Origin of the sequence: Streptomyces laurentii (assembly GCF_040635425.1) — a bacterium.
Taxonomy (GTDB): Bacteria; Actinomycetota; Actinomycetes; order Streptomycetales; family Streptomycetaceae; genus Streptomyces; species Streptomyces laurentii.
Genome location: NZ_JBEYHT010000008.1, coordinates 104,090 through 127,977, shown reverse-complemented (window position 1 = coordinate 127,977; position 23,888 = coordinate 104,090). Strand labels below are relative to the sequence as shown.

24 protein-coding genes and 1 other RNA gene are annotated in these 23,888 nt (G+C 70.3%); 19 read left to right on the top strand and 6 right to left on the bottom strand.

Annotated features, from left to right (window positions below):
* Positions 1-283: 283 nt before the first annotated feature.
* The 7 genes from ABZ693_RS07960 to ABZ693_RS07930 all read left to right on the top strand — a co-directional run bounded on the left by ABZ693_RS07960 (position 284) and on the right by ABZ693_RS07930 (position 6,027).
* Positions 284-811: a hypothetical protein gene (locus ABZ693_RS07960; protein ID WP_359874591.1), complete on the top strand. Its 528-nt coding sequence runs from the start codon at positions 284-286 to the stop codon at positions 809-811.
* A 76-nt stretch (positions 812-887) separates the two neighbouring features.
* On the top strand, positions 888-1,097 hold the full coding sequence (locus ABZ693_RS07955; protein WP_359874589.1) for a ubiquitin family protein: 210 nt from the start codon (positions 888-890) through the stop codon (positions 1,095-1,097).
* Between the two features lie 213 nt (positions 1,098-1,310).
* Entirely contained in the window at positions 1,311-2,432 is a 1,122-nt protein-coding gene (locus tag ABZ693_RS07950) for a sugar-transfer associated ATP-grasp domain-containing protein (RefSeq protein WP_359874587.1), read from the top strand.
* A 12-nt stretch (positions 2,433-2,444) separates the two neighbouring features.
* Positions 2,445-3,428, top strand: a complete 984-nt coding sequence (locus ABZ693_RS07945; RefSeq protein ID WP_359874585.1) for a hypothetical protein — start codon at positions 2,445-2,447, stop codon at positions 3,426-3,428.
* Positions 3,425-4,804, top strand: coding sequence for a cysteine--tRNA ligase (gene cysS / locus ABZ693_RS07940; RefSeq protein ID WP_359874584.1), 1,380 nt, complete (start codon positions 3,425-3,427; stop codon positions 4,802-4,804). The genes ABZ693_RS07945 and cysS overlap by 4 nt, the downstream gene beginning before the upstream one ends.
* Complete coding sequence (locus tag ABZ693_RS07935) at positions 4,801-5,370, top strand: 2OG-Fe(II) oxygenase (protein ID WP_359874582.1); 570 nt, start codon at positions 4,801-4,803, stop codon at positions 5,368-5,370. The genes cysS and ABZ693_RS07935 overlap by 4 nt, the downstream gene beginning before the upstream one ends.
* Positions 5,371-5,568: 198 nt before the next feature.
* Positions 5,569-6,027, top strand: a complete 459-nt coding sequence (locus ABZ693_RS07930) for a hypothetical protein (RefSeq protein ID WP_359874580.1) — start codon at positions 5,569-5,571, stop codon at positions 6,025-6,027.
* A gap of 410 nt (positions 6,028-6,437) precedes the next feature.
* Here ABZ693_RS07930 and ABZ693_RS07925 read toward each other — a convergent pair whose 3' ends face one another.
* Positions 6,438-6,791, bottom strand: coding sequence for a hypothetical protein (locus tag ABZ693_RS07925; protein ID WP_359874578.1), 354 nt, complete (start codon positions 6,789-6,791; stop codon positions 6,438-6,440).
* A 462-nt stretch (positions 6,792-7,253) separates the two neighbouring features.
* Between ABZ693_RS07925 and ABZ693_RS07920 the strand changes: the two genes are divergently transcribed.
* From ABZ693_RS07920 to ABZ693_RS07900, 5 genes are all read left to right on the top strand, one after another.
* A complete protein-coding gene (locus ABZ693_RS07920) occupies positions 7,254-7,460 on the top strand; it encodes a hypothetical protein (protein WP_359874576.1) in 207 nt (68 codons plus the stop codon).
* An 84-nt stretch (positions 7,461-7,544) separates the two neighbouring features.
* Positions 7,545-7,805 (top strand): putative ATP-grasp-modified RiPP, encoded by a 261-nt coding sequence (gene tgmA / locus ABZ693_RS07915; RefSeq protein ID WP_359874574.1) that lies wholly within the window; start codon positions 7,545-7,547, stop codon positions 7,803-7,805.
* Between the two features lie 5 nt (positions 7,806-7,810).
* Complete coding sequence (gene tgmB, locus ABZ693_RS07910) at positions 7,811-8,770, top strand: ATP-grasp ribosomal peptide maturase (protein WP_359874725.1); 960 nt, start codon at positions 7,811-7,813, stop codon at positions 8,768-8,770.
* Complete coding sequence (tgmC, locus tag ABZ693_RS07905; RefSeq protein ID WP_359874572.1) at positions 8,767-9,930, top strand: ATP-grasp peptide maturase system methyltransferase; 1,164 nt, start codon at positions 8,767-8,769, stop codon at positions 9,928-9,930. Before tgmB ends, tgmC begins: the two co-directional genes overlap by 4 nt.
* 17 nt (positions 9,931-9,947) lie before the next feature.
* The gene (locus ABZ693_RS07900) at positions 9,948-10,244 is read left to right on the top strand and encodes a DUF6087 family protein (protein ID WP_359874570.1); all 297 of its coding nucleotides are present in this window, start codon (positions 9,948-9,950) and stop codon (positions 10,242-10,244) included.
* Between the two features lie 449 nt (positions 10,245-10,693).
* Here ABZ693_RS07900 and rnpB read toward each other — a convergent pair.
* An RNA gene (rnpB, locus tag ABZ693_RS07895) (RNase P RNA component class A) lies at positions 10,694-11,092 on the bottom strand.
* A 41-nt stretch (positions 11,093-11,133) separates the two neighbouring features.
* Entirely contained in the window at positions 11,134-11,712 is a 579-nt protein-coding gene (locus ABZ693_RS07890) for a Uma2 family endonuclease (RefSeq protein WP_359874568.1), read from the bottom strand.
* Between the two features lie 125 nt (positions 11,713-11,837).
* Between ABZ693_RS07890 and ABZ693_RS07885 the strand changes: the two genes are divergently transcribed.
* Together ABZ693_RS07885 and ABZ693_RS07880 are read left to right on the top strand one after the other, a co-directional pair.
* Entirely contained in the window at positions 11,838-12,590 is a 753-nt protein-coding gene (locus tag ABZ693_RS07885) for a MerR family transcriptional regulator (protein WP_359874565.1), read from the top strand.
* Positions 12,587-13,447: a hypothetical protein gene (locus ABZ693_RS07880; protein WP_359874563.1), complete on the top strand. Its 861-nt coding sequence runs from the start codon at positions 12,587-12,589 to the stop codon at positions 13,445-13,447. Before ABZ693_RS07885 ends, ABZ693_RS07880 begins: the two co-directional genes overlap by 4 nt.
* Here ABZ693_RS07880 and ABZ693_RS07875 read toward each other — a convergent pair.
* Both ABZ693_RS07875 and ABZ693_RS07870 read right to left on the bottom strand, forming a co-directional pair.
* The gene (locus ABZ693_RS07875; RefSeq protein ID WP_359874561.1) at positions 13,392-14,834 is read right to left on the bottom strand and encodes an RNB domain-containing ribonuclease; all 1,443 of its coding nucleotides are present in this window, start codon (positions 14,832-14,834) and stop codon (positions 13,392-13,394) included. The genes ABZ693_RS07880 and ABZ693_RS07875 overlap by 56 nt on opposite strands.
* Before the next feature lie 167 nt (positions 14,835-15,001).
* Positions 15,002-16,072, bottom strand: a complete 1,071-nt coding sequence (locus ABZ693_RS07870) for a LacI family DNA-binding transcriptional regulator (protein ID WP_359874559.1) — start codon at positions 16,070-16,072, stop codon at positions 15,002-15,004.
* A 144-nt stretch (positions 16,073-16,216) separates the two neighbouring features.
* On the opposite strand from ABZ693_RS07870, the gene ABZ693_RS07865 reads away from it, so the two are divergent.
* From ABZ693_RS07865 to ABZ693_RS07850, 4 genes are read left to right on the top strand one after another with little or no spacing between them, the layout of a single operon-like run.
* Positions 16,217-17,524 carry an ABC transporter substrate-binding protein gene (locus tag ABZ693_RS07865; RefSeq protein WP_359874557.1) on the top strand — a complete coding sequence of 436 codons (1,308 nt, stop codon included), beginning with the start codon at positions 16,217-16,219 and terminating at the stop codon, positions 17,522-17,524.
* 17 nt (positions 17,525-17,541) lie between these two features.
* Positions 17,542-18,426 (top strand): carbohydrate ABC transporter permease, encoded by an 885-nt coding sequence (locus ABZ693_RS07860; protein ID WP_359874555.1) that lies wholly within the window; start codon positions 17,542-17,544, stop codon positions 18,424-18,426.
* Entirely contained in the window at positions 18,426-19,244 is an 819-nt protein-coding gene (locus ABZ693_RS07855; RefSeq protein WP_359874553.1) for a carbohydrate ABC transporter permease, read from the top strand. Before ABZ693_RS07860 ends, ABZ693_RS07855 begins: the two co-directional genes overlap by 1 nt.
* Positions 19,241-21,682, top strand: coding sequence for a beta-xylosidase/alpha-l-arabinosidase (locus ABZ693_RS07850; protein WP_435842365.1), 2,442 nt, complete (start codon positions 19,241-19,243; stop codon positions 21,680-21,682). Before ABZ693_RS07855 ends, ABZ693_RS07850 begins: the two co-directional genes overlap by 4 nt.
* Before the next feature lie 90 nt (positions 21,683-21,772).
* Here the strand turns inward: ABZ693_RS07850 and ABZ693_RS07845 are convergent, their stop codons facing one another.
* The gene (locus ABZ693_RS07845; RefSeq protein WP_359874551.1) at positions 21,773-22,747 is read right to left on the bottom strand and encodes a glycoside hydrolase family 11 protein; all 975 of its coding nucleotides are present in this window, start codon (positions 22,745-22,747) and stop codon (positions 21,773-21,775) included.
* Positions 22,748-23,075: 328 nt separating this feature from the next.
* Between ABZ693_RS07845 and yaaA the strand changes: the two genes are divergently transcribed.
* Positions 23,076-23,843, top strand: coding sequence for a peroxide stress protein YaaA (gene yaaA / locus ABZ693_RS07840; RefSeq protein WP_359874549.1), 768 nt, complete (start codon positions 23,076-23,078; stop codon positions 23,841-23,843).
* Positions 23,844-23,888: the final 45 nt, after the last annotated feature.

The window sequence follows — 23,888 nt, the reverse complement described above, 5'->3', positions numbered from 1 at the left end:
CCCCACCTCCTCGGTGGCTCGCCAGGTTACAGCGCACCCCACTCCTGTCATATGCCAGTCAGCAAGGTAGCAACGTTTCTAACTTCGAGGGGTTGCCCGCAACGTTTCTCGTGCGCCATCGTTGCTCATGGCGGGAGATTCGTTGAATCCGCCAACGGAGCGACGCCTGACGAACGCTGATGTGCCGTCATGCGAGATCAGGCTCGCGCCAGAGTTCGTCAACCAGAGCTTCACCCCCACTGACGTGCCACCCCCGAGGTGCGTCAGGGCACAGGAGACAGCCATGACGCACACCCGGATCAAGGGCCCGGAAGGACCCTCGCCCCAGGCCGCCCACGCCGTGGCCGCGATCGCCGCCAAGGCGTTCGCGTCCCAGCTCGGCACCATCACGCGTGCCGACCTCGACAGCCACTCGGCGGTGCTCACTCGGCACCTCCGGGCGTACCTCGACACCCCGGGCGAACACAGTTGTGAGGACGGCGAGTTCCGCCGACAGGCCGCAGCTCTGCTGGCGGCGACCCCCGGCCCGCGAGCGACCGCCTTCTCGCTGCACGCCCACATGCGCGACCTCGCCCACCTGCTGCGGCGCTTGAACGGCATGACGGCCGAGAGCGAAGGAGACGGCGGCATACGTTCCAGCCGGCCCTTCGCACGCTCCGGCCGAGCACGAAGGTTCGAAGGCGGAACCACGGCCTACGACGTGCGGCGCCAGTTCATTGGCAGCGCTCCGCAGGTGTGGGTTCCGCCAGCAGAGGCGAGCGGCAGTCTGAAGCGGCGCGGCCATGTTCTCCTCGCCAAGGAGGTCCGGTGACCCGGGGCGAGATGGCGTACGTCTGCTTCGTCGGCGGGTTGATCGCTCTCCTGGTCTACGCCATCGGGAGCGGCCGGTGAACCGCACGCCCCTCGGGTATTCGGTGGTCGGCGCTCACGCCAAGAGCGTCCGCGTCGGTGACTTGGTCCAGCAAGGGGACCACTGGCACCGAATCCGCGATCTGCGGCAAGTCGACCGGGACCGCAGGGCCGCCGTTCTGGACGGCCTGCCCGGCGTCTGGTTGCTGCCGGTCACGTTCGCCGTGATGCGCCCCGTCCGCCCGTAACAGACTCCGCTCCGGTGGGCGGCCGAACTCTCCCGCCCGCCCGAGCGGACGCTCGCCCCGGTACGCCTCTCAGTCCCCCGACACAGGGCGTACCGGGGCGGGCACCCCCGCGGAACACCCAAGCCCCCGCCCAGGCCGGCATCTCTTCCACACCCTGCCCGGTGTCCTTCCCACCCGGGCTGCCGGCCGGGGCGGGCCCATCTGGAGTGCACCATGCAGAGCCCCGCGAACCGAGGCTTCAATCACCGCCAGGCCATGACCGAGGAATGGTTCCGCACCCGCGTACTCCCCCGCGTCTCCTGTGTGCGATTCCTCCCCTACCAGGTGCGGCAGATACGGGACGAACACCTCCCCGCGATGCTGCGCGACGAGGACAAGAAGAGCATGGCCCGCATCGCCGGGGACCTGGTGACGGTCTCCGTGCGATGGCGCTGCCTGCCCTTCCACTACTTCCGCTACGGCGGATACCGGCGTGAAGTGTCCACCGAGCTGGCCTGCTCGTACCTGCCGGAGACCGCCCTGTTCCACCGTCTCCTCCCCCGCGTGAACCGGGACACGATCGACCTGGACGACAAGACGTCCTGCAAGAAGATCCTCGCCTCCGCCGGCATCCCGCAGCCCGCAATGATCGCGAGCGGCGACCACCGGGCGGGCATGACCTCGGACGGCGAACCGGTGCCCCTGCCTGCGGTCCTGGACCGCGCCTCCGGGCACGGGCGCGTGGTGGTCAAGCCTTCCCGCTACTCCAGCGGTGGATCCGGCGTCACGATCACGCGCCCTGGCGAGAGCGCCTTCGATCTGCCGGCCTACGCACGGCGGTGGGGCACGTGGCTGGTGGAGCAACACGTCACGCAGCACTCCGACCTGGACGTACTGAACCCGTACGGCCTCAATACGTTCCGCGTGATCACCCTGCTGCGCGAAGGCGCCGCCGAGGTCTTGTACGTGATGCTGAAGCTCGGCGGTGCCGAGAGCACCACGGACAACTCGGCCGGCGGCGGCATGCAGATCCGCGTCCACTCCGACGGCAGACTCGACCGCCATGGCTACGACCGGTACCTGAACGCCCACACCCGCCACCCGGTCAGCTCGGTGCCGTTCGCCGAGCACCGGATCTCCCGCATGACGGAAGTCCGTGAGCTGGCCGAGCGGTGCGCCCGCCTCTTTCCGCAAGTGCCCTTCATCGGCTGGGACATCGCTCTCACGCCCGGCGGACCGGTGGTCGTCGAGGGCAACAGCAGCCCGTCCCTCGCGCACATCCAGCGCACCCACGGCGGCATCGCGCCGGGGCTTGTCCCGGCACTCCGCTCCGTAATGGATCGCCCGATCATCTGACCAGGAGTTCTCGTGAGAGACCTGAAAGCCCAGGCCCGCGCTGCGGCCAGGGGACTGCTCGACATGCTCAAGACAATGCCCGAGGTCCAGGCGCTCTACGTCCTGTCCTCCTCGGCCATCGCACCCCGCAACATCACCCGGTTCAGCACCGACTCCGACTTCGACCTGGCCGTCATCCTCGACGTCCCACTCAAGGTGGACGAGTGGAGGCCGCGACCGGCGGACACCTACACCCTGGTCCGCGACCGACTCCCCTCCTGGATCCCCGAGTTCAGCTTCCACCTGCCGGTCCCCTGGGGACGCATGGAAGTCAACGTCCACCAGCTCCTGTTCGCGTACGAGGCTGACCCGCGCACGACGTGGAACAGCGACAAGTGCGACGCCTACAGCAACAAGGGCGAGCCGCTGTTCGACCGCGAGAGCGCCTTCGGCGCGCTGATCGCCCGCAAGACACAAGAGCGGCTTGAGCGACTGGGGCACGAGGCCCACCGGCTGCACAACCGGATCACCTGGGACGTGCGAGAGATTCCCCTGCGCATGGCGCGGCGGGTCGGCGTGCCCACGGGCCACTTCGTTCTCTCCGGGGCGCTGGACGAAGTCGTGGACTGGATGTACGCCCGCTCGGGCCGACTGCTGCCGAACATGAAGTGGAAGCTGCACTCTCTTGGCGCCCTGGGCCTGATCAACAGCGAGCAGGAGACCCTGCTGATCGAGGCCCAGCAGTGCGACCCCCTGTCGATGGTCGACCTGGAGCGGCGGTGCGAGGCCCTGAGCGAGTTCTGCCACACGGTCGGGATGGACCTCAGCCCCGGGGCGATCGAGGCCGTGCGCAGGGCGTACCAGGAGGCCAACCGCCACCTCCTCGGCGGCGAGGCGGCGGTCTTCGCCAATGAGCCGGCCCCGCGATTCATCCCCTTCAGGGAACGCGCCGGTTCCGGTGAGCGCATGGGTCCGGGCGTCAGTACGCTGCGTGATCCGCTGACACAGGAGGCATGATGTCGATCAAGGTCCACAACACGCTGACCAACCGCACGGAAGAGTTCCGCCCCGACCGGGAGGCCGAGGTGCGGATGTTCGTGTGCGGACCCACCGTGTACGGCCCCAGCCACGTCGGGCACGCGAAGACGTACACGCAGTTCGACTTCATCGCCCGGTACCTGGTGGCGAGCGGGTACGAGGTCACGTACCTCCAGAACATCACCGACGTCGACGACAAGATCATCCGGCGGTCGGCCGAGGAGGGTGTCCCGCCGGAGGAGATCGCGGCCCACTTCGAAAACCAGTACCTGGAGGACATGGCCGCGCTGGGCAACACCCGCGTCGACATCCACGCGCGGGCCCACGACCACATCGACGCGATCGTGGACCAGATCAAGCGGCTGATCGAGCGCGGCCACGCCTATCAGCTCGATGACGGCTGGTACTTCGACCTGGCCTCGTTCCCCGCGTACGGCAAGCTCTCCGGCCGTACCGAACTCCGCCCCGAAGACTCGGTATCGCGGATCGACGACCACTCGAAGAAGCGCAACCCGGGCGACTTCGCCCTGTGGAAAGGCCGCAAGGACGGCGAGCCGTACTGGGAGACCGAACTGGGCCAGGGCCGGCCGGGCTGGCACATCGAGGACACCGCGATCACCGAGACCTTCTTCGGGCCTTCCTATGACCTGCACGGCGGCGCGGTGGACTTGATCTTCCCGCACCACGAAGCCGAAGTCGCCCAGATGGAAGCCGCTTCCGGCATCGAGCCCCTGGCCCGCTACTGGATGCACACCGGTCTGCTGCGGGTCGACGGCGACAAGATGTCCAAGAGCACCGGCAACTTCCTCACCATCCGCGACGCCCTCACCCGGGCGTCCGCCCGAACCCTGCGCTACGCCTTCCTCTCCCAGCACTACCGCTCCTCCATGGAACTGAACGACTCCACCCTGGAGCAGGCCCGAGGGGCGCGCCGCCGGATCGAGAACTTCGCCCGGACCATCGACCCCGCGCATACCGACAGCCCGGCGAACACCGCGCGCGCGGCCGAGGCATGGAAGGCGATGCGGGAATGCCTGGACGACGACTTCGACGCCCCCGGGGCCCTCGCCGTCCTGTTCCAGTACATCCGCGAGCAGAACCGCGCGGAAGAGCCGACCGGTCCGACCGCACTGCGGCTGATCGAGGACGTGAACAGTCTCTTCGGATGCTTCGACATCCCCGGCTCCGCCCAGAGCGACGCCGTCATCGATCACCTCGTCAGGGAACGCGACCGACTCCGCGCGGCACGGGAGTTCGCCGAGGCCGACGCGATCCGCGACCAGCTCACCCAGCAGGGCGTCGTCCTTGAGGACTCGCCCGAAGGCACCCGTTGGTGGAAGGAGACCACCTCATGACATGGAAAAGCCGCTTGCCGCTCGTCGAGGACAGCGCCATCCCGCTCAGCCTCTGCGAAGTGCTGACGGACCACGTGAAGAACCACACCGCCCGCCCGCGCACCTACCAGGGCGTCATCGACGAAACGCTGCGCAAGAGCGAGTACGTCGAGGTGCCGACGCACCTGGAGGAGGCGGTCATCTCCCACTGCGCCGCCCACGTCCGCGGCCACTTCGAGATCGCTCCGATGCGCATCCCCACCCAGTCGGCGGTCATCTACCGCTACGGCCCCGGCGTCGGCTTCGTCGCCCACCACGACGAGGTCACCGACATCGAGCGCCACCGCGCCCGGACCAACGGACAGCCCGTCGTCGGCGGCGACCTCACCCTCGTGATCAGCCTCAGCACCCCTGACTCCTACGGCGGGGGCGAGCTGTTCTTCGAGCACCCTCCCCAGGAGATCAAGCCTCCCCTCGGCACCCTGGTCGCCTTCCCCGCCACCCGCGACCACGTCCACGGCGTACGGCCGATCACGAGCGGCGAACGGATCACCCTCGTCGTACGCGTCAACGTCGAAAAACTCTGAGCAGGACAGCCCATGTTCGCCGCACCTCCTGGCCGCGACGCCCGAATGGTCTCCGCATAGCTGCCGGATCCCCACCCGGATCCGGCTTCGGCACAGTCGAACGTGGCGGATTCCAGAGGACGGTTCCTGAGCCTCATATACCCATGAGACCCACGGACACAGGTCCACCGAGAGGCTCCGACGGGGAGGAGAGACATCATGCCCGATGTGCTTCACCATGAGTTGCTGGAAATTGAGGTGGCATTCCGGGGATTCGGGTTTCAGGAGTCCGACGACAGCGCGGTGCCCGTCCCGTTCGGGGACGAGTACGAGTGGGGAGTGTTTCTCCGGGAGCACGTGCGCCGGTTCGATCTGTTCAGCGCCGGCCACACCCACAAGGCCGCTGCGGACGTCAGGGTGTGGGCTTCCGAGCCTCCTGCCGCAGAGGGCGAGTGGGACGAACGCGGCGAGGTCGGCTTCGAGTCGACGACCGGGGATGTCGCGGTGTGGACGATGACCCTGGGGCGGTCGAACCATCTGATCCGGCTGGGCAAGCCAGGGTGGTGGCGCGTTCGTGTCCATTGCGCCGGCCGGGACGAGGTGGCGCGGGTGACGCGGCTGGAAGGCGTCGCATACGGCGTGGAGAGGTACTTGATCGACTTCTGGCCAAAAGTGTGACGCGTCTGGCCGTGCAGCAAAGCCAGGGGCACTCGACATACGCGAACGCGCCACACGAGCAGCCGCCGTACGGCCCGTTCGCCCTGCCGCTCACCGCCACACGATCGCCACACGGCACCCGGAGTCAGGTCGGAAATAGCGAGCTGACAGGCAGGAAGGGCAGAGTGTGGCCCCGGAAGCGACAAACCCCCTACGCGCCCGCAAAACAGCAGGTCAGAGGGGGTGACAATCCTCCACCCCCTTGCGGGGGTAGAGAGGCAGACGCGTCGGGCTGCACGCCGGGGACTGTCGGCGCAACGCTATGACCCGCGCAAACGTGCAGGGCTGGTGCTTCCGTGGCTACTTTGATGGCTATGTAGCCAGACGCCCCGCCTGGATCGGCCCGGACGGGGACGTCGTCGCTCCCGAGATCAGACGGTCCCTTCGATGCGTTCGAAGATGTCCGCGTCCGTCTCCCGCTGCCAGACCGGCAGGTCGGACCAGTCGGCAACATATCCGGGCTTCGGGTCTTCGAAGTGCCTGAACATCTGGGCGGTCCAGCAGATCGCGACGAACCGGCTCTTCTGCTCGCGGGTGAGCCGTGCCGCATGCCCGCCGCTGACCTCGATGAAGTCGCGCACCTGCCCGTACACGGCGGCGGCGGCTTCGCGCTCCCACGCGGGCGTCTCGTCCCACGGCGTGACGTAGCCGGGCTTCGGCTCGCCAGGATAGTGCTTGTTCACACCGTCGATCCACGCCTCGCGGAAGATCCGGCCGTCGTTCATGCACGTGCCCCCCTCATCATGCGGTGCGCGGAAGCGCCGCAATTCCGCGAATTCCTCCTGAGAGTAACCCCGGGCCGCGCGCCGTTCCGCAAGGTGCTTACGCCTCGACGTCATAGGTCTCCCCCTCACGAGAACCCTTTCACGTACTCGTGCCCGCCACGCGCCAACGCCTGGGAAACGCCCGGGTATTGCGCGAGGTCCGCTCTGGGAGAAGGTAACGGATCGTCGTTCACTGGTCACATGCCGCTCGGAGGCCGAAGGACCCTCCGGGCGGCTCCCCACGGAGAGGAGCGGCCGAGTGACAACCTCCGGACTGCCCCGCAGGAACGATGGCGCCAGTGGCCGTCCGTACACGCCGCCGGAGCCCCGGCCGGGTGCACCGAGCCGGGCTCTGCGGGTACGGGCGGCCGGCGGCTGGGAGAGATTCATGCGCCGCATCGAGGCCCGGCAGGAGCCTGGGGAGTGAACCCGGTCGGTGCCGACGGCTACGAGCACCACCCGCTCCTGAACACGCATGTCCGTGACATCGCCTCGCATGGGGAGGGTGTGCTCGTCGCCGTCACACACGAGCTCCACAGCCACGGCACGGTCCGCATCGCGCACATCCGACCCGCGTCGGGAGTCGAGTGGACGACCGCGGCCGCCAACATCCAGGCCGCTCGCCCCTGAGCCGCCACGTCACCCACAGATCGCCGTCCGCGCCCTCTGGCGCAGACGGTTTCCCGCACCACACCCTTCACCCCAAGGAGTCTCATGACCGCCTCTGTCGCACCCTCCTCCCCCACGCGGCCGTGGGGTGCGGGCCGACTCGCGCCCTACCCGACGGTCATCCGCCGCCCCCACGCCACGGTCGCCATCGACCCCACGACGCAGCTCGGGGTGTTCCGCGACCGCGTCGGGCAGGTGGTCGAGATGGGCAAGCACGGCACCAGCTCCGGCACCGAGACCTCCACGACGACGAACTCGGACTCCCGGAACGACCAGGGTCACGACCAGGACAGCACTCAGGACTGATGACCATGACCGAGGAGAGGCCGGTTCTGGTGGCCACCGAGGCGGACGACATCACCGCCGACATGGTGATCACCGAGCTCAACCGGCGCGATGTGCCGGTGCTCCGGTTCAACCCCGCCGACATCGGCGAAAACCTCACGGTCTCGGCTCGGTTCGGCACCTGCCCGGCCCCGTTGGTCGGGCAGGTGCGCACCCCGTCGAGAACCGCTGATGTGACCCGGGTCCGGTCGGTGTACTGGCGTCGCCCGGAGTGGCCCACGTTTCCCCACCTGTCCGCTGACGACTCCCGGTTCGCGGCGGCGCAGGTCCGCTACGGACTCGGTGGCACGCTCTACGCTCTGGACGGCACGCTCTGGGTCAACCACCCCCTACACGTTGCCGCAGCCGACTACAAACCCGCTCAGCTCGTTCTCGCCCAGCAGCTCGGCTTCACCATCCCGCCCACCCTTGTCACCAACGACCCGGACGAGGCCCGCGAGTTCGTCCACGGTCAGGGGCAGGCGATCTTCAAGACACTGCGATGGACCCCCTACACGCGTGATGGCGTGCCAGTGACGGGATGGGCTGCCCCCGTCACCCCGGACGAAATCGACGACAGCGTTCGGGTCGCGCCTCATCTGTTCCAGGCCCGCGTGGACAAGGTCGCCGATGTTCGCGTACTGCTCGTAGGTCGGCATACGTTCGCCGTACGTATCGACTCCGATCTCCTGGACTGGCGCAAGGACTACAGCGCCCTGGCTTACACCATGGAGCATCTACCCGACCGGTTGGGTCAGGCACTGCGCGCCTACCTGAACCGACTGGATCTGGTATCGGGAAGCTTCGACCTCGCGGTCGATCGCGCGGGGGACTACTGGTGGCTGGAACTGAACCCCAACGGACAGTGGGGGTGGCTGGAGACCGAGACCGGCCTCCCGATGTCCTCCGCCTTCGCCGACCTACTCGCACAAGGAGACCGCCGATGACCGACCCGGCATCCGAGCGACGCCGCATGGCGACCGTGCTCATGAACGAAGGCGTCCTGAAGTCCCCTTGGCTGCGTGCGGCCGTCGAGACCGTCTCCCGCGAGCGGTTCCTCCGCCCGGGAGTCTTCCTGGACGAGGGGCGGACCTGGCGGCCCGTCACCGCCGCCGACACGGCCCCGGACGAGTGGCTGAGGATCGCATACGGTGTCGACACTCTCACCACCCAGCTCGACGGCCACCTCACCGCCGACCAGGCCGGCGAACCCGTCGTGGGCGTGCCCACGTCCTCGTCGACCGCCCCGGCCACCGTCGTCGGCATGATCGAGGCCTTGGACCTCGCTACGGGCCACCGAGTCCTGGAAATCGGCACAGGCACCGGCTACTCCACAGCCTTGATGTGCCACTACCTCGGCGAGGACAACGTCGCCACGGTCGAGGTCGACGCACAGGTGGCCGCACGCGCCGATGCCGCTCTCGAAGCCGCCGGCTTCTCGACGTGGACGGTGACGGGCGACGGGCTCCTCGGCCACCCGTACCGGGCGCCGTACGACCGGGTCATCGCCACTTGCGCGGTCCGCCGCATCCCGTACGCGTGGATCAGGCAGACGAGACCCGGAGGCGTTGTCCTCGGCACAGTCGGCTCGTGGCCGTGGGGAACCGGCCTCGCGAAACTGACCGTCGGCGATGACGGCACCGCCGAGGGCTCGATCATCGGGCGCTCCTCCTTCATACAGGCACGGGCCCAGGCGGTGGCTCACGTGGCCGGCGATCTCTCCGCACGGACCGCGTACGCGGACAGTGAGCGGCGCACCCAGGTGTCCCCTCTGGTCCTGGAGGAGTGGATGCCCGCCTTCCTCGCGCAGTTGGCGGCGCCCGGCGCTCAGTTCGTCCGCGCGACGGGCGGTGACGGCTCGCCTTTGAGGTACCTGTTCGATCCGGAGAAGGAGTCGTTCGCCGAGTTCCTCGCCGACGGCGAAAGCTGGACCGTCCGCCAAGGCGGCCCGGTGGGCCTGTGGGACGACGTGGAACGTTCGCTCGTCGCCTGGCAGGACGCCGGGGCGCCGGAGACCGACTCCGTACGGCTCCATGTGACGCCCGCGTCCCACCGGTACTGGATCGACCAGGCCCCCTCCCTACGCTGGGAGCACCGGATCGCCTGACCCACTACGCTCCGGACATGGACGACGAACCGCTCTCCCAATGGGCCGAGCGTCGCGACGCGCGGATCGGGCAGCTCCGCGCCGTCCCTCTCGTGACCGGCGACGGCCCGAGGGCATCGCATCTGAACCCCGATGCGCCCCGTGCGATCCAGCGGTGGAACGGCCATCTGTGGGAGCCGCACGGCTTCGCGGCGAACCTCGTGGAAGCACGGCGCGTCCTGTTTCCCCACACCGAGGCTGCCGCCACTGCTGAGGCGTCACCGAAGCTCGGCCCCGGGACCGGCAGACATCGGAAGCCTCCGACGCCCCGATGACTCGCCCGCGACACTCGCTACGCTCTGGCCGCCCTGACTGCCCTGACTGCCCTGAGCGACTCCTGACCAAGATCGAGGAGCTTGAACCCTCAGTGGCCGTACTCCTCGCTGACACGGTGGCTCTGCCGGCCACATCGTCCCCTGTTTCGATCATCCCGTTCGACGCGCCCGCGCAGAACCCTGGCGGCATTCAAGCCTGGCTTGACGAGCAGAATTCCACCGGCCCCGGGATGGCAACGGGAGACATCGAGACGCGAACACATGACACGGAGGGCCTCCTCGGCTCAGCTGACCCCCACGCCAAGCCGCCCAGCGTGGCCACCTTCACGGCAACCTTCGTAGCGGCGAGGTTCGGTTTGGACCGGTACGAAACGGGGCGGGGGCTACGCCCGCGACTCCACGAGAAAAGGCCCCTGGCCTGCGATATCGCAGCTCAGAGGCCTGAGGGGCAGACGAGTCGGGCTGTACGCCGGGTTCTGTACCCCGGGACCTCGCGGTCGTCGGGGTGACGGCCATCCATCTAGGGCCGGCGTTGCCGCCGGCCTCGTGCGGTCTACCCGCGAACTCGGGCGGGCAGCCCTCGATCGTCCGCGCAGGGACACCGGAGTGTCCCCTTTTGACCTTGCTCCAGGTGGGGTTTACCTAGCCGCCTGAGTCACCTCAGGCGCTGGTGGTCTCTTACACCACCGTTTCACCCTTACCGAGGACCGAGGTCCCCGGCGGTCTGCTTTCTGTGGCACTGTCCCGCGGGTCACCCCGGGTGGCCGTTAGCCACCACCCTGCCCTGTGGAGCCCGGACGTTCCTCGGGAGGATCCGAGGATCCCCACGCGGCCGCCCGCCCGGCTCGTCTGCCGTGTCGACCATGCTACCTGGCGCCGCGGGCGCGCTTCACAGGAAGTCGGTGGTCTCGAGGTCGAGGCCGAAGGGGGCGGGGAGGGAGAGGGGCTTGCCGAAGGAGACCTTCCGATGCGCCTGGTAGTCGCGGCTCTCCGGCTCGGCGAACAGCGTGACCGTGGAGTCGCCCCGGTCAACCAGGAGGTAGAGAGGGATGCCTCCACGGGCGTAGCAGCGACGCTTGACGTCGCGGTCTCCGCACGCTCGGGTGGAGGTGACCTCAAGGAGCATGGCGACTCCGTCGCACGGCATCCATGAGTCGGCGCCACGGAAGAGGTCACGCTCCAGAGGGGCGAAAGTGACGTCGGGAATAACTCGGTCTCTTGGCGCGCCGGCCACTCCATTCAGCGTCAAACCCTTGTTGCCCGAGACGCCCATGACAATCTGCGTGTGTCGGATCACCTGATTCACGACACGGCTGATGTACAGCTCATGGTCCCCGTCCGGCGGCGGCGTCACGACGATCTCGTCTTCGATCAGCTCCGCCCGGAAGCCCTCCGGCGTCTTCAGCGCCAGAAAGCCCTCCAGCAGGATGTCCGCCGGTGTCAGTGGTTCGTGCGGCGTGGCAGTCATGCTGTGATCGTCGGGCACCGGGGCACCCGTCCTCCCCGGGATCGGCTGTCGTTTCCTCGATCGTGCGCGGGGCGGGCGCGGAAGGTGCTTGACCTTGTCGCAGCGTCAGCGTTTCTACTGAGGGCATGCGGATCGGCGAGATCGCCGCGCTCGTCGGGGTGACCCCGCGGGCCGTGCGGCATTACCACCGGCTGGGGCTGCTGCCCGAGCCGGGACGGCGGGCGAACGGGTACCGGGAGTACGGGATACGGGACGCCGTGCTGCTCGCGCGGATACGGCGGCTGGCGGAGCTGGGGCTCGGGCTCGACGAGGTCGGGGACGTGCTGGCGGGCGACGAGGGGCGGGAGCTGGTGGACGTGCTGGAGGAACTGGACGCGGACCTGGCGCGGCAGGAGCGGGTGGTCCGGGAGCGGCGGGCGCGGCTCGCGGAGCTGCTCGCACAGGCGCGGGCGGGGCGGCTGCCGGCGGACGGGCCGGTGTCGCCGGAGCTGGCCGAGTGGCTGACGGAGCTGGGCGAGCTGGGACATCCCGGAGTGGCGGCCGGGTCGCCGACGGCGGCCTGGGACCGGGAGATGCTGACCCTGCTCGACACCATGGTGCCGGAGGCGGAGCGGGCCCGGATGGTGGAGCTGCTGCGGGCCACCGCCGGCGACGCCGCCGCCGCGCTGTACGCCCGGCTCGACGCGCTCGCCGACGCCGCGCCCGACGACCCCCGGGTCGCCGAGACGGCCGAGGCCCTCGCCGGGATCATTCCGGCGGGGATGGCGGTGGAGGTGCCGGGCGACGGGTTCGCGGACGTGCTGTTCGCGGATCTCGCGCCCGCCCAGGCCGCCGCCGTACGGCAGGCGCTGCGGCTCGCCGCGGAGCGTGCGGCGTGAAGCGGTACGGGGCGTACGTCGCCTGCGCCGTCCTGCCCGGCGAGCTGGCCCTGGTGGTCTGTCTGGTGGCCGGGGTACGGGTCCCGGTGCCCGTTCTCGTCGCCGCCGAGGCGGCCGTGGGCCTGGTCCTGGGCGAGCATCTGGTCGGGTTCCTGCGGCGGTGGCGGCGCGACGGGTCCGCGCGGGACGCCGTGCGCGCGACCGTGCCCGAGCCGGTGCTGCGGCTGGCCGGGCACGAGCTGCGGCTGCTCGCGAGCCTCGGCCGGTGGGTCGCGCGGCGGCCGCACGGGGTCGGGGGCGAGGGCGCGCGGGCGTTCCCGTACGCGCGGGATCAGGCGGCGATGATGTACGGCCTCGCCTTCGTCTGCGTGGTCGAGACCGCCGGCATGGCGTATCTGCTGGTGGGCCTGCCCGTCGTGCACGCCGTCTTCCTCGTCCTCGACGTGTACACGGTGGTGTTCGTGCTCGGTCTGCACGCGGCCTCCGTGACCCGTCCGCACGTACTGGACGGCGGGGCGCTGCGGGTGCGGCAGGCGGGCCACGTGGACGTACGGATTCCGCTGGAGCGGATCGCTTCCGTACGGCGTGAGTCGCTGTTCTCGCACGAGAAGGCCGACGGCGAGCTGAACCTGCCCGTCGGCTCGCGGACCTCGCTCACGCTGGAGCTGACCGGGCCGGTCGACGTGCCCCGGCTGTTCGGCGCGCCCCGTCCCGTACGGCTCGTGCGCCTGCACGCCGACGACTCCGCCGCGCTCCACCGCGCTCTCGGACAGGCACTCGGCCAGGCGCTCGCGGAGACGGTCACGCGGGCGCGAACAGCACCTTCGCCCGTCCCGGGTCCGCCTGCGTCAGCCTGACCCGCAGCCACTCCCCCAGCGGCAGCGGCCGGTCGCCGCCCTCGATGCGGGCGACGACGGCGGGCATGTCGAGGTGGACGGTGCCGACGGCGGGCCGGTTCTCCTTGACGTCGATCACGTACGCGTCGAAGAGTTCCCCGATCCGTCCGCTGAGCAGCGCGGCCTCGACGATGTCGACGCTCTCGCGTTCGACGGCGCCGGCGCGGCGTGCGCCGGACGCCATGCGGGCGGGCAGGCCGGGCAGCGCGGCGCGGACCCACTCGGGCGGTTCCTGCCCGGCGACGGCTGCCACGCACAGCTCGCCCGCGTACCGGTCGACGAGCCGGCGCAGTGGCGCGGTGCAGTGCGTGTACTCGTCGGCGACGGCCGCGTGCACGGCGGGCGTGGGCACGGCGCCGTCGGTGAAGACGGTGTAGCCGGCGCCGCGCAGCAGGGTGGTGCACTCCTGGAGGAAGGCGGCGTGGCGCGGGTCGGCGGGGTCGAGGGCGCGGACGACGTCCGCGTACGGGACGTGGTGCGGCCAGTCGACGCCGAGCGCGTGCGCGGAGCGGCGCAGCCGGGCGACGGCGCCGATCGGGGCGGTGGGCAGGGTGCGCAGGATGCCGGTGCCGGCGGCGGTCATGAGGTCGGCGGCGGCCATGCCGGTGAGGAGGGAGATCTGGGCGTTCCAGCCGTCGGCGGGCAGCGGGGCGCGGTAGGCGAGGGTGTACGTGTGGCCGTGCTCGACGATCTCCTGTTCAGGGACGTCGAGGGAGATCCCGCCGCGTTCGGTCTCCAGGAGCGCGCGCAGCGAGCCGATCTCGCGGAGCAGGGCCAGGGACTCGGGCGCGGTACCGGTGTCGATACGGCGCTGCGCCTCGGCGTAGTCGAGCCGGGCGGCGCTGCGGACGAGGGCGCGGCGGACGTCGGTGGCGACCCGGCGACCGTCGGCGTCGAGGTCGATGCGCCAGAGCAGGGCGGGGCGGGGTTCGCCGGGGAGGAGGCTGGCGGCGCCCTCGGAGAGGACAGTGGGGTGGAGGGGCACCTTGCCGTCGGGGAAGTAGAGGGTGAGGACGCGCCGCTGGGCCTCGGCGTCGAGGGCGCCGCCGGGGGTGACGAAGGCGGCGATGTCGGCGATGGCGTAGTGGACGCGGTAGCCGCCGCCGGACCGGCGGGCCAGGTGCATGGCCTGGTCGAGGTCGGTGGAGCCGGGCGGGTCGATGGTGAAGAGCGGCAGGTCGGTGGCGTCCTCGCCGGGCAGCCGGGGTGCCTTGGCCGCCGCTTCCGCCTCCGCCTGGACGTCGGCGGGGAAGGCGTCGGGGACGCCCAGTTCGCCGCGGAGCGCGCGCAGCGCCGCCCGGAGCGGGGCGTCGGCCGCTCCGGTCACATGGATGTGGCGGCGGGGCATGAACCGAGAGTAGGGCGGGGGCGGAGGCGCGGCATGTCGGCGGGAGGGGGTGGAGGACGGGGCCGGGGCCGCGACCGGGGCCGGGACGGCTGCCGTACGGCTCACCGCGTCCGGGCGCGGACCCGTACCCGACCCCGTACCCCCGGCCATGCCCCCGTCCCCGCCGCTCACAGCGTGCTGTGGGCCGGCGGCGGCGCGAGCGGGACGGTGCGGTCCGGCGGCGGGGCGGTGCTCTTGCGGACGACGAGGCTGGTCGCCAGTTCCATGCGGGTCACCGAGGGCTCGCCGGCCCGGAGCCGGAGCAGCATCTGCACCGCCTCCTCGCCCATCTCGCGCAGCGGCTGGTGGACGGTGGTGAGCCCCGGGCTCGACCAGCGGGCGATCATCACGTCGTCGTAGCCGACGACGGACAGGTCCTCGGGCACCCGCAGCCCGCAGACCCGGGCCGCCTCCATGACACCGAGCGCCTGGAGGTCGCTGCCGGCGAAGATCGCGGTGGGCCGGTCGGGCAGCCGGAGGAGTTCCACGGCCCGCTCGTAGCCGCCTTCGACGTGGAAGTCGCCGAACCGTACGAGGGAGGCGTCGTGATCGAGCCCGGCCATGTTCATGGCGGAGCGGTAGCCGTCGAGCCGGGCGAGGGAGCAGAGCACGTCCTCGGGTCCGGTGACGATCCCGATGCGCCGGTGGCCGAGGTCGATGAGGTGGCGGGTGGCGGCGACACCGCCGGACCAGTTCGCGGACCCGACGGACGGCACGTCCGGTTCCGGGTCCCCCGCCGGGTCGATGATCACGAAGGGGATCGACCGCGCGCCGAGCTGCCGTTTCACGACGTCCGGGAGCGAGGAGAAGACCAGGATCACTCCGATCGGCCGGCGCTGCAGCACGCCTTCGATCCAGTCCGCCGCCGGGGCGTGCCGGGTCCCGCTCTCGGTCAGCACCACGCTCGCCTGATGGGCCTTGGCGAGGTTCTCGACGCCCCGGATGAGCTCCATCGACCAGACGCTGTCCAGCTCGTGGAAGACGAGTTCGATCAGCGGCGCCTCGCGGGCGGCCCGGGTGGTGCGCCGGTACGAGTGCGTCTCCAGGAGCCGCTCGACCTTGCCGCGCGTGGCCGGTGACACGTCCTGCCGGCCGTTCAGGACTTTCGAAACTGTCGAAAGCGACACCCCGGCCTGCTGCGCCACTTCCGCCAGCGTGATTCGCCGGTTCACCTCGCCATCTCGCATGCCGAGCAGCATAAAGCACCACCCAACTCCCCTACATAGTCACGCTTTGATAACGCGTCACCGAAGGGTTGACCCGCTCACCGGCCCGACCATAGCGTCCGGCCACATGAAATTTCGCTACCTGAGGCGAAACACTTTCGAGAAGTGAGGCGGGCGATGCAGCGTCACACACGGCTCCTGAGAACCACGGTCGTCGGCGGGGCGGCCCTGGCCATGACCCTGTCCCTGGCGGCCTGCGGCGGTTCCGGAGCGTCGGCCGGGAAGGAGCAGGACAAAATCCACATCCTGGTCTACGGCGATGCCACCAACAAGGTCGAGAAGCAGCTGGTCGACACGTTCAACAAGACGTCCGACGTCAAGGCGGTCCTCGACACCATCCCCGGTGCCGACTACCAGACCAAGCTGCAGACCGTCATCAGCGGCAAGCAGGCGCCGGACGTGTTCTTCAACTGGGGCGGCGGCAGCATCAAGCCCTACGTCGACGCGGGGCTGCTGATGCCGCTCGACGGCTTCATCGAGAAGGACCCCCGCCTGAAGTCGGACTTCCTCCCGTCCGTCTTCAACACCGCGGTCGTCGACGGCAAGCCGTACGGCATCCCCATGCGCGGCACCCAGCCCGTCCTGATGTTCCACAACAAGAAGGTCCTCAAGGACGCCGGCGTCTCCGTGCCGCGCACCTGGGACGAGCTGCTGACCACCGTCAAGACGCTCAAGTCCAAGGGCGTCACCCCCATCGCCCTCGGCGGTGGCGACAAGTGGCCCACCCAGATGTGGTTCCAGTACCTCTACGACCGGGTGGCCGGGCCCGAACTCTTCGCGAAGGCCGCGGGCGGCGACAAGAACGCCTGGGCGAGCCCCGACAGCAAGAAGGCCCTCGGCATGCTCAGGGAGCTGGTCGACGCCGGCGCCTTCGGCACGAACTACGACTCGGTGAAGTTCACCGACGGCGGCTCCCCCGCCCTCCTCGCCACCGGCAAGGCCGCCTTCGAGCTCATGGGCTCCTGGGAGTACTCCACGCTCAAGGACGCCCACCCGGACTTCGTGAAGAGCGACCTCGGCTACGGCACCTTCCCGACAGTCACCGGCGGCAAGGGCGACCCGGCCAACCTCGCCGGCAACACGAACAACTACTACTCGGTCCTGAAGAGCACCAAGCACCCGGACGCCGTCGCCGCGTTCCTGAAGCTCATGTACTCGGACGACTTCGTCAAGGCGCAGCTCGGCATCGGCAACCTGCCGACCACCACCAACACCGCGATGTTCCTCGGCGACTCGGACAACCCCGAGTACTCGAAGTACCAGTACGACCTGGTGGCGAAGGCCCCCGCCTTCCAGCTCTCCTGGGACCAGGCGTACCCGCCCGCCGCGGCCACCACGATCTACACGGCCGTCCAGCAGTTCTTCAACGGCCAGTCGGACGCGGACGCCTTCATCGCCGCCATGCAGAGCCTGCCCGCGGCCTGACCTTCGAGGCGCCTGACATGACCTCCTCCTCCACGGTCGGCCGTCCGGGCTTCGCCTGGGCGGTCCCCGCGGCCGTCTTCTTCGGCCTGTTCGCCCTCGTCCCGCTGCTCCTGGTCGTCGTCCTGTCCTTCACCCGCTGGAACGGCATCGGCTCCCCGCGGTTCGCCGGCCTGGAGAACTGGGACAAGCTCCTCGACGACCCCGTGATGGTGAACAGCCTCTGGCTGAGTCTGCTGCTCACCGTCCTCGGCGTCGTCGTCCAGACCCCGATCAGCATCCTGCTCGGGGTCTGGGCCGCGGGGCACCAGCGCAACCGGGCCGTCCTGTCCGCGATCTACTTCGTCCCGCTCCTGCTGTCGATCACCGCGGTCTCGGTCCTGTGGCGCGCCGTGCTCGACCCCAACTTCGGCGTGCCGTCGCAGGCGACGTGGCTGTTCGGCGACGGCAATCTGCTGGGTGTGCGGGCGGGCGCCATCGGCGTCCTCGTCTTCGTGAGCACCTGGCAGTTCACCCCGCTGCACACGCTGATCTACCAGGGGGCCGCCCGCGCCGTCCCGCGGGTCCTCTACCAGGCCGCGCAGATCGACGGCGCGGGCACGGTCCGCCAGTTCTTCCACATCACCCTGCCGCAGCTGCGCAACAGCATCGTCACGTCGATGATCCTCATGGTGGTCGGCGGGCTGACCACCTTCGACACCGTGCTGATCCTCACCCAGGGCGGCCCCGGCACCGACACCACGAACAGCGCCTACTACATGTACCAAAAGGGCTTCAAGAGCTTCGACTTCGGAGCCGCGTCCGCCATCGCCCTGCTCCTCGTCCTCGTCGCCACTCTCGTCTCGCTCGTCATGGTCCGCCTGACCGGTTACGACAAGATGCGCAGCACCATGGAGGGCGTGTGATGCGGGCCCGCCCCAACTACCTCGCCGGCTTCGGCTCGTTGGTCTGGCTGTTCGTGGTCGGCCTGCCGCTGTACGTGATGCTGGTCGCCACCTTCCAGACCCGCGCCGACTACGCCGGGAACGGTCCGCTCTCGTTCCCCGAGCGCTTCACCCTCGACAATTACGTCAACGACCTGAGCGAGGGCTTCGGCCAGTACTTCCTCAACACCGTGATCGTCACGGTGTGCGTCGTCGGCATCGTCGTCGTGCTGGTGCCGCCGCTCGCCTACGCCATCGTCCGCAACGACGGCAAGGCCACCGGCCGGGTCTTCCGGATGTTCCTGCTCGGCCTCGCGGTCCCCTCCCAGGCCGTGATCGTGCCCGTCTTCTACCTGATCGACCAGGCCGGCCTGTACGACAGCCTCATCGGCATCGTGCTGCCGACGGCCGCGTTCTCCATGCCGGTCAGCGCCCTCATCCTGACCGGCGTCATGCGGGACGTCTCCCCCGAGCTCTACGAGGCGATGACCCTCGACGGAGCCTCCCCCTGGCGGATCTTCCACCAGCTGGTCCTGCCGCTGTCCAAGAGCGGCCTGTCCACCATCGTGGTGTTCTCCTCGCTCCAGGCGTGGAACGGCTTCCTGTTCCCGCTCGTCCTCACCCAGTCCGCGGAGAACAAGGTCGTCACCATGGGCCTGTACGACTTCCAGACGGAGCACGGCGTCGACATCCCCGCCCTCCTCGCCGCCGTCGTCCTGTCCATGCTCCCCGTCCTGCTCGTCTACCTGTTCGCCCGACGGGCCCTGGTCCAGGGTCTGATGGGAGTCGGAGGGAAATGACCGACGACCTGGCCGCCACCGGCCACCCCCAACCCCTGCCCCTGCCCCCGTCCCCTTCCCAACCCCTGTCCCCGTCCTCTTCCCACCCGCTGCCCGCCTGGCGGGATCGCACGCTGAGCGCGGCGGACCGCGCCGAGGCACTGCTGCGCGCGATGACGCTGGAGGAGAAGACCGCCCAGCTGTACGGCGTGTGGGTCGGCGCCTCCGCCGAGGGCACCGAAGTCGCCCCGCACCAGCACGACATGGAGGCGGCCGTCGACCTCGCCGCGCTGCTGCCGGCCGGTCTCGGCCAGCTCACCCGGCCCTTCGGCACCGTGCCCGTCGACCCCGCGCTCGGCGCCCTGTCCCTGATGCGGACGCAGGCGCGGATCGCCGCCGCGAACCGGTTCGGCATCCCGGCCATCGCCCACGAGGAGTGCCTCGCGGGCTTCGCCGCCTGGGGCGCCACCGCGTATCCCGTCCCGCTGTCCTGGGGCGCCACCTTCGATCCCGCGCTGGTACGGGAGATGGCCGCGGCCATCGGCCGCGACCTGCGGGCGGTCGGCGTGCACCAGGGGCTCGCGCCCGTCCTCGACGTCGTCCGCGACGCGCGCTGGGGGCGGGTCGAGGAGACCATCGGCGAGGACCCGTACCTCGTCGGGACGATCGCCACCGCGTACGTGCGGGGGCTGGAGTCCGCCGGGATCGTCGCCACCCTCAAGCACTTCGCCGGGTACTCCGCCTCCCGGGCGGGCCGCAACCTCGCCCCGGTCGGCATGGGCGCCCGGGAGCGGGCGGACGTGATCCTGCCGCCGTTCGAGATGGCGGTGCGGGAGAGCGGGGTGCGGGCGGTGATGCACGCGTACACCGACACCGACGGCATCCCGTCGGCCGCGGACGAGCGGCTGCTCACCGGACTGCTCCGGGACACCTGGGGCTTCGGCGGCACGGTGGTGGCCGACTACTTCGGCATCGCGTTCCTCAACACCCTGCACGGGGTGGCCGGTTCGGACGGCGAGGCGGCCGGGCTCGCGCTCGCCGCCGGGGTCGACGTGGAACTGCCCACGGTCAAGACCTTCGGCACCCCGCTCCTCGACGCGGTCCGGGACGGGCGCGTCCCCGAGAAGCTGGTGGACCGCGCGGTCCGGCGGGTCCTCACGCAGAAGGCCGAACTGGGGCTGCTCGACGCCGACTGGAGCCCCGTCCCGGCGGTGCTGCGCGAGGCCGGCGCGACGGCCGGGCCCGATGCCGTACGAGGGATGGTGGACCTGGACCCGGCCGCCAACCGGGAATTGGCCGGGCGGGTCGCGGAGCGGGCGATCGTGCTGCTGCGGAACGACGGCGTCCTGCCGCTCGCTCCCGGGTCCCACACGGTGCGCCGGATCGCGCTGATCGGGCCCACCGCCGAGGCGCCCACCGCCGTCCTCGGCTGCTACTCGTTCCCCGTCCACGTCGGCGGACAGCACCCCGACATGCCGCTCGGCATCGAACTGCCCACGCTGGCCGAGGCGTTGAGGGCCGAGTTCCCGGACGTCGAGATCGTCGTCGCGCCCGGCACCGGGGTCGACGACCACGCCACCGAGGGCTTCGCCGAGGCCGTGGCGCTCGCTCGCGGCGCGGACGTCGTCGTGGCGGCCATCGGCGACCGGGCCGGGCTCTTCGGACGCGGCACCAGCGGCGAGGGCTGCGACGCGGAGTCCCTTGAACTCCCTGGGGCTCAGGGGATGTTGCTGGACGCGCTGCTCGATGCCGGTACGCCGGTGGTGACGGTCCTGCTGGCCGGCCGGCCGTACGCGCTCGGGCGCGCCGCCGACGAGTCCGCGGCCGTCGTGCAGTCCTTCTTCCCGGGCGAGGCGGGGACCGCCGCGCTGGCCGCCGTCCTCAGCGGGCGGACCGCCCCGAGCGGCCGGCTGCCGGTGAGCGTGCCGCGCCGGGCGGGCGCCCAGCCGTCCACGTATCTCGCCGCCCGGCTCGGCCACGCGGGCGAGGTCTCCACCATCGACCCGACCCCGGCGTTCGGTTTCGGGCACGGCCTGACGTACACCACGTTCGCCTGGAGCGACCTCACGGTCGAGGACACCGAGGCGGCCACGGACGGCGCGTTCGCGCTCGCCCTCACCGTCGCCAACACCGGCGAGCGGGCCGGCACCGAGGTCGTCCAGCTGTATCTGCACGATCCCGTGGCCTCCGTGGTCCAGCCCGTCCAGCGGCTGATCGCCTACGCGCGGGTCGACGGTCTGGAGCCCGGGGAGAGCCGGCGGATCCGGGTGACCGTCCCGGCGGATCTCGCCTCGTTCACCGGCCGGGAGGGGACGCGGATCGTGGAGCCGGGCGAGCTGGAGCTGCGGTTCGGCGCGTCCAGCACCCGGCCGCTGCTCACCACCCGGGTGACCCTGACCGGTCCGGTGCGGGAGCTGGACCACCGGCGGCGGCTGCACGCGTCCGTCGAGGTCGACTGACGGCACCAGGAATGCGCGAACCGGCTCCGCCACCCGTACCGCCGTACGGGGGTGGAGCCGGCGTCCATGGGTACGGAGCGCGCTACGTGATCAGGACGCGCCGCACGAGACCGTGGGCCAGGTCTGGTTGCCGTTGTGCTGGATCGTCATGCCCCAGTTGTTGCCGTTGCCGTTGGGTTTCGCCACCAGGGTCTGGCTGCTCGGGTAGGAGGCGGTGACGTTCCAGGTGGCGAGGACCTTCGCCGGGGACGGCACGTTGGCCGTGACGGTCCAGGTGCTCGAACCGCTCACCGCGACGTTCAGGTTGTAGCGGTCGCTCCACGAGTCCCCGGCCGAGAGCGTCGCCGAACAGCTCGTACCGCCGCCGCCACCACCACCGCCGCCGTCGGTGCCGCCGACGGTGATGTTGGAGCTGCCGCTGCTCTGGTAGCCCTCGGTCGCCATGATCATGTAGTTCATGGTGCCGAGCTTCATCCCCGCGTTGGACCAGGCGTCGAAGTGGTTGCCGGTGGTGATGGTGCCGCCGGTCCGCTTCGACTGGCGCACGCTCCAGTACTGGTCGAAGGTCTTGACGCCCTCGATCGACGGGGCGTTGTAGCGGGTCGTCTTGTAGATGTCGTACGTCCCGCCGTCCGAGGTGACCGTGCCCTTGAAGGTGCCGGTGGGCCGGTACGAGCCCCAGTTGTCGACGATGTAGTACTCGACGAGCGGGTTGGTGGACCAGCCGTAGAGCGCCAGGTAGGCGTTGCCGGAGGTGTTGAAGGTGCCCGAGTAGGTCACCGCCTTGCGGCCGCCGGTGGACCAGCCCTTGCCGGCCACGAAGTTGCCGGTGTCGCTCCACTGGGTGCTGTACTGGCCGCCGCCGCCCATGGTCATGGACACGGAGCCCTGGGTGTCGGTCCAGAACGAGTAGTAGTAGCCGTTGTCGGTGCCGGTCTGGTTGGTGTTGACGACGGTGTCCGCGCGGGCGGTGGCGGGCAGCAGGAACGCCGTCAGGAGGGCGAGGACGAGGGCGCAGACGCCCCGGCCGAGTGTGCCGGGTCCGTCGGATCTGGTGCGTTGCATGGCGGTGCTTCCTCCTCGTACACGGGGCGAAGGACATCCGGATGCGGTGGCGGGATCCGCCAGACGAGGAATATGCGGCCCTCCTCACTCGATGTCAATACTTTCGGCAACTGAAACGAAACTTTCGAATGCCCGAAATGAGATCGCGGGCTGGATCGCCACAGCTCATGTGCCGCTTCAGCGAGCCGTCGGCGCGGCCAGGGTCGTCGGACTTCTCCCTCCGGCACCGGGAGCGCGCGAAACCTTTCGAATGGGCGCCGGCGCCGTACCTCGTAGGCTGGGCCCCGGGGCCGGCCGCCCCATCCCGTCCGTACGAAGGAGAACCACCGTGCTCGTCCTGCTGCCGCCCTCCGAAGGCAAGGCCGCCTCGGGGCACGGGGCGCCGCTGAAGCTGGAGTCGCTGGCGCTGCCGGGGCTCACCGAGGCGCGGGCCGCCGTCCTCGACGAGCTGGTGGAGCTCTGCCTCGCCGACGAGGAGAAGGCGCGCACGGTGCTGGGTCTGAGCGAGGGGCTGCGCGGCGAGGTCGCGAAGAACACCGAGCTGCGCACGGCCGGGGCGCGGCCCGCCGGGGAGATCTACACCGGGGTGCTGTACGACGCGCTCGGCCTGGCCACGCTCGACGCGGCGGCGCGGGAGCGCGCGGGCCGTTCGCTGCTCGTCTTCTCCGGACTGTGGGGCGCGGTCCGGGTCACCGACGCGATCCCCTCGTACCGCTGCTCCATGGGCGTGAAGCTGCCGGGGCTCGGGGCGCTGGGCGCGCACTGGCGCGGCGCGATGGCCGGCGTGCTGCCGGAGGCGGCGGGCGAGGGACTGGTCCTGGACCTGCGGTCGTCGGCGTACGCGACGGCATGGAAGCCGAAGGGCGAGGTCGCGGCGCGGACGGCGACGGTGCGGGTGCTGCACGCGCCGACGCGCAAGGTGGTCAGCCACTTCAACAAGGCGACGAAGGGCCGGATCGTACGGGCCCTGCTGGAGGCGGGCGCGGAGCCGGCGGGTCCGGCGGAGCTGACGGAGGCGCTGCGGGACCTCGGGTACGTGGTGGAGGACGGCGGCAAGACCGGGGCCCTGGACGTCCTGGTGGACGAGATCCACTGACCTCTCCCTAGGGGGTGTTGCAGGATGTGCAACGTTCGTTGCACA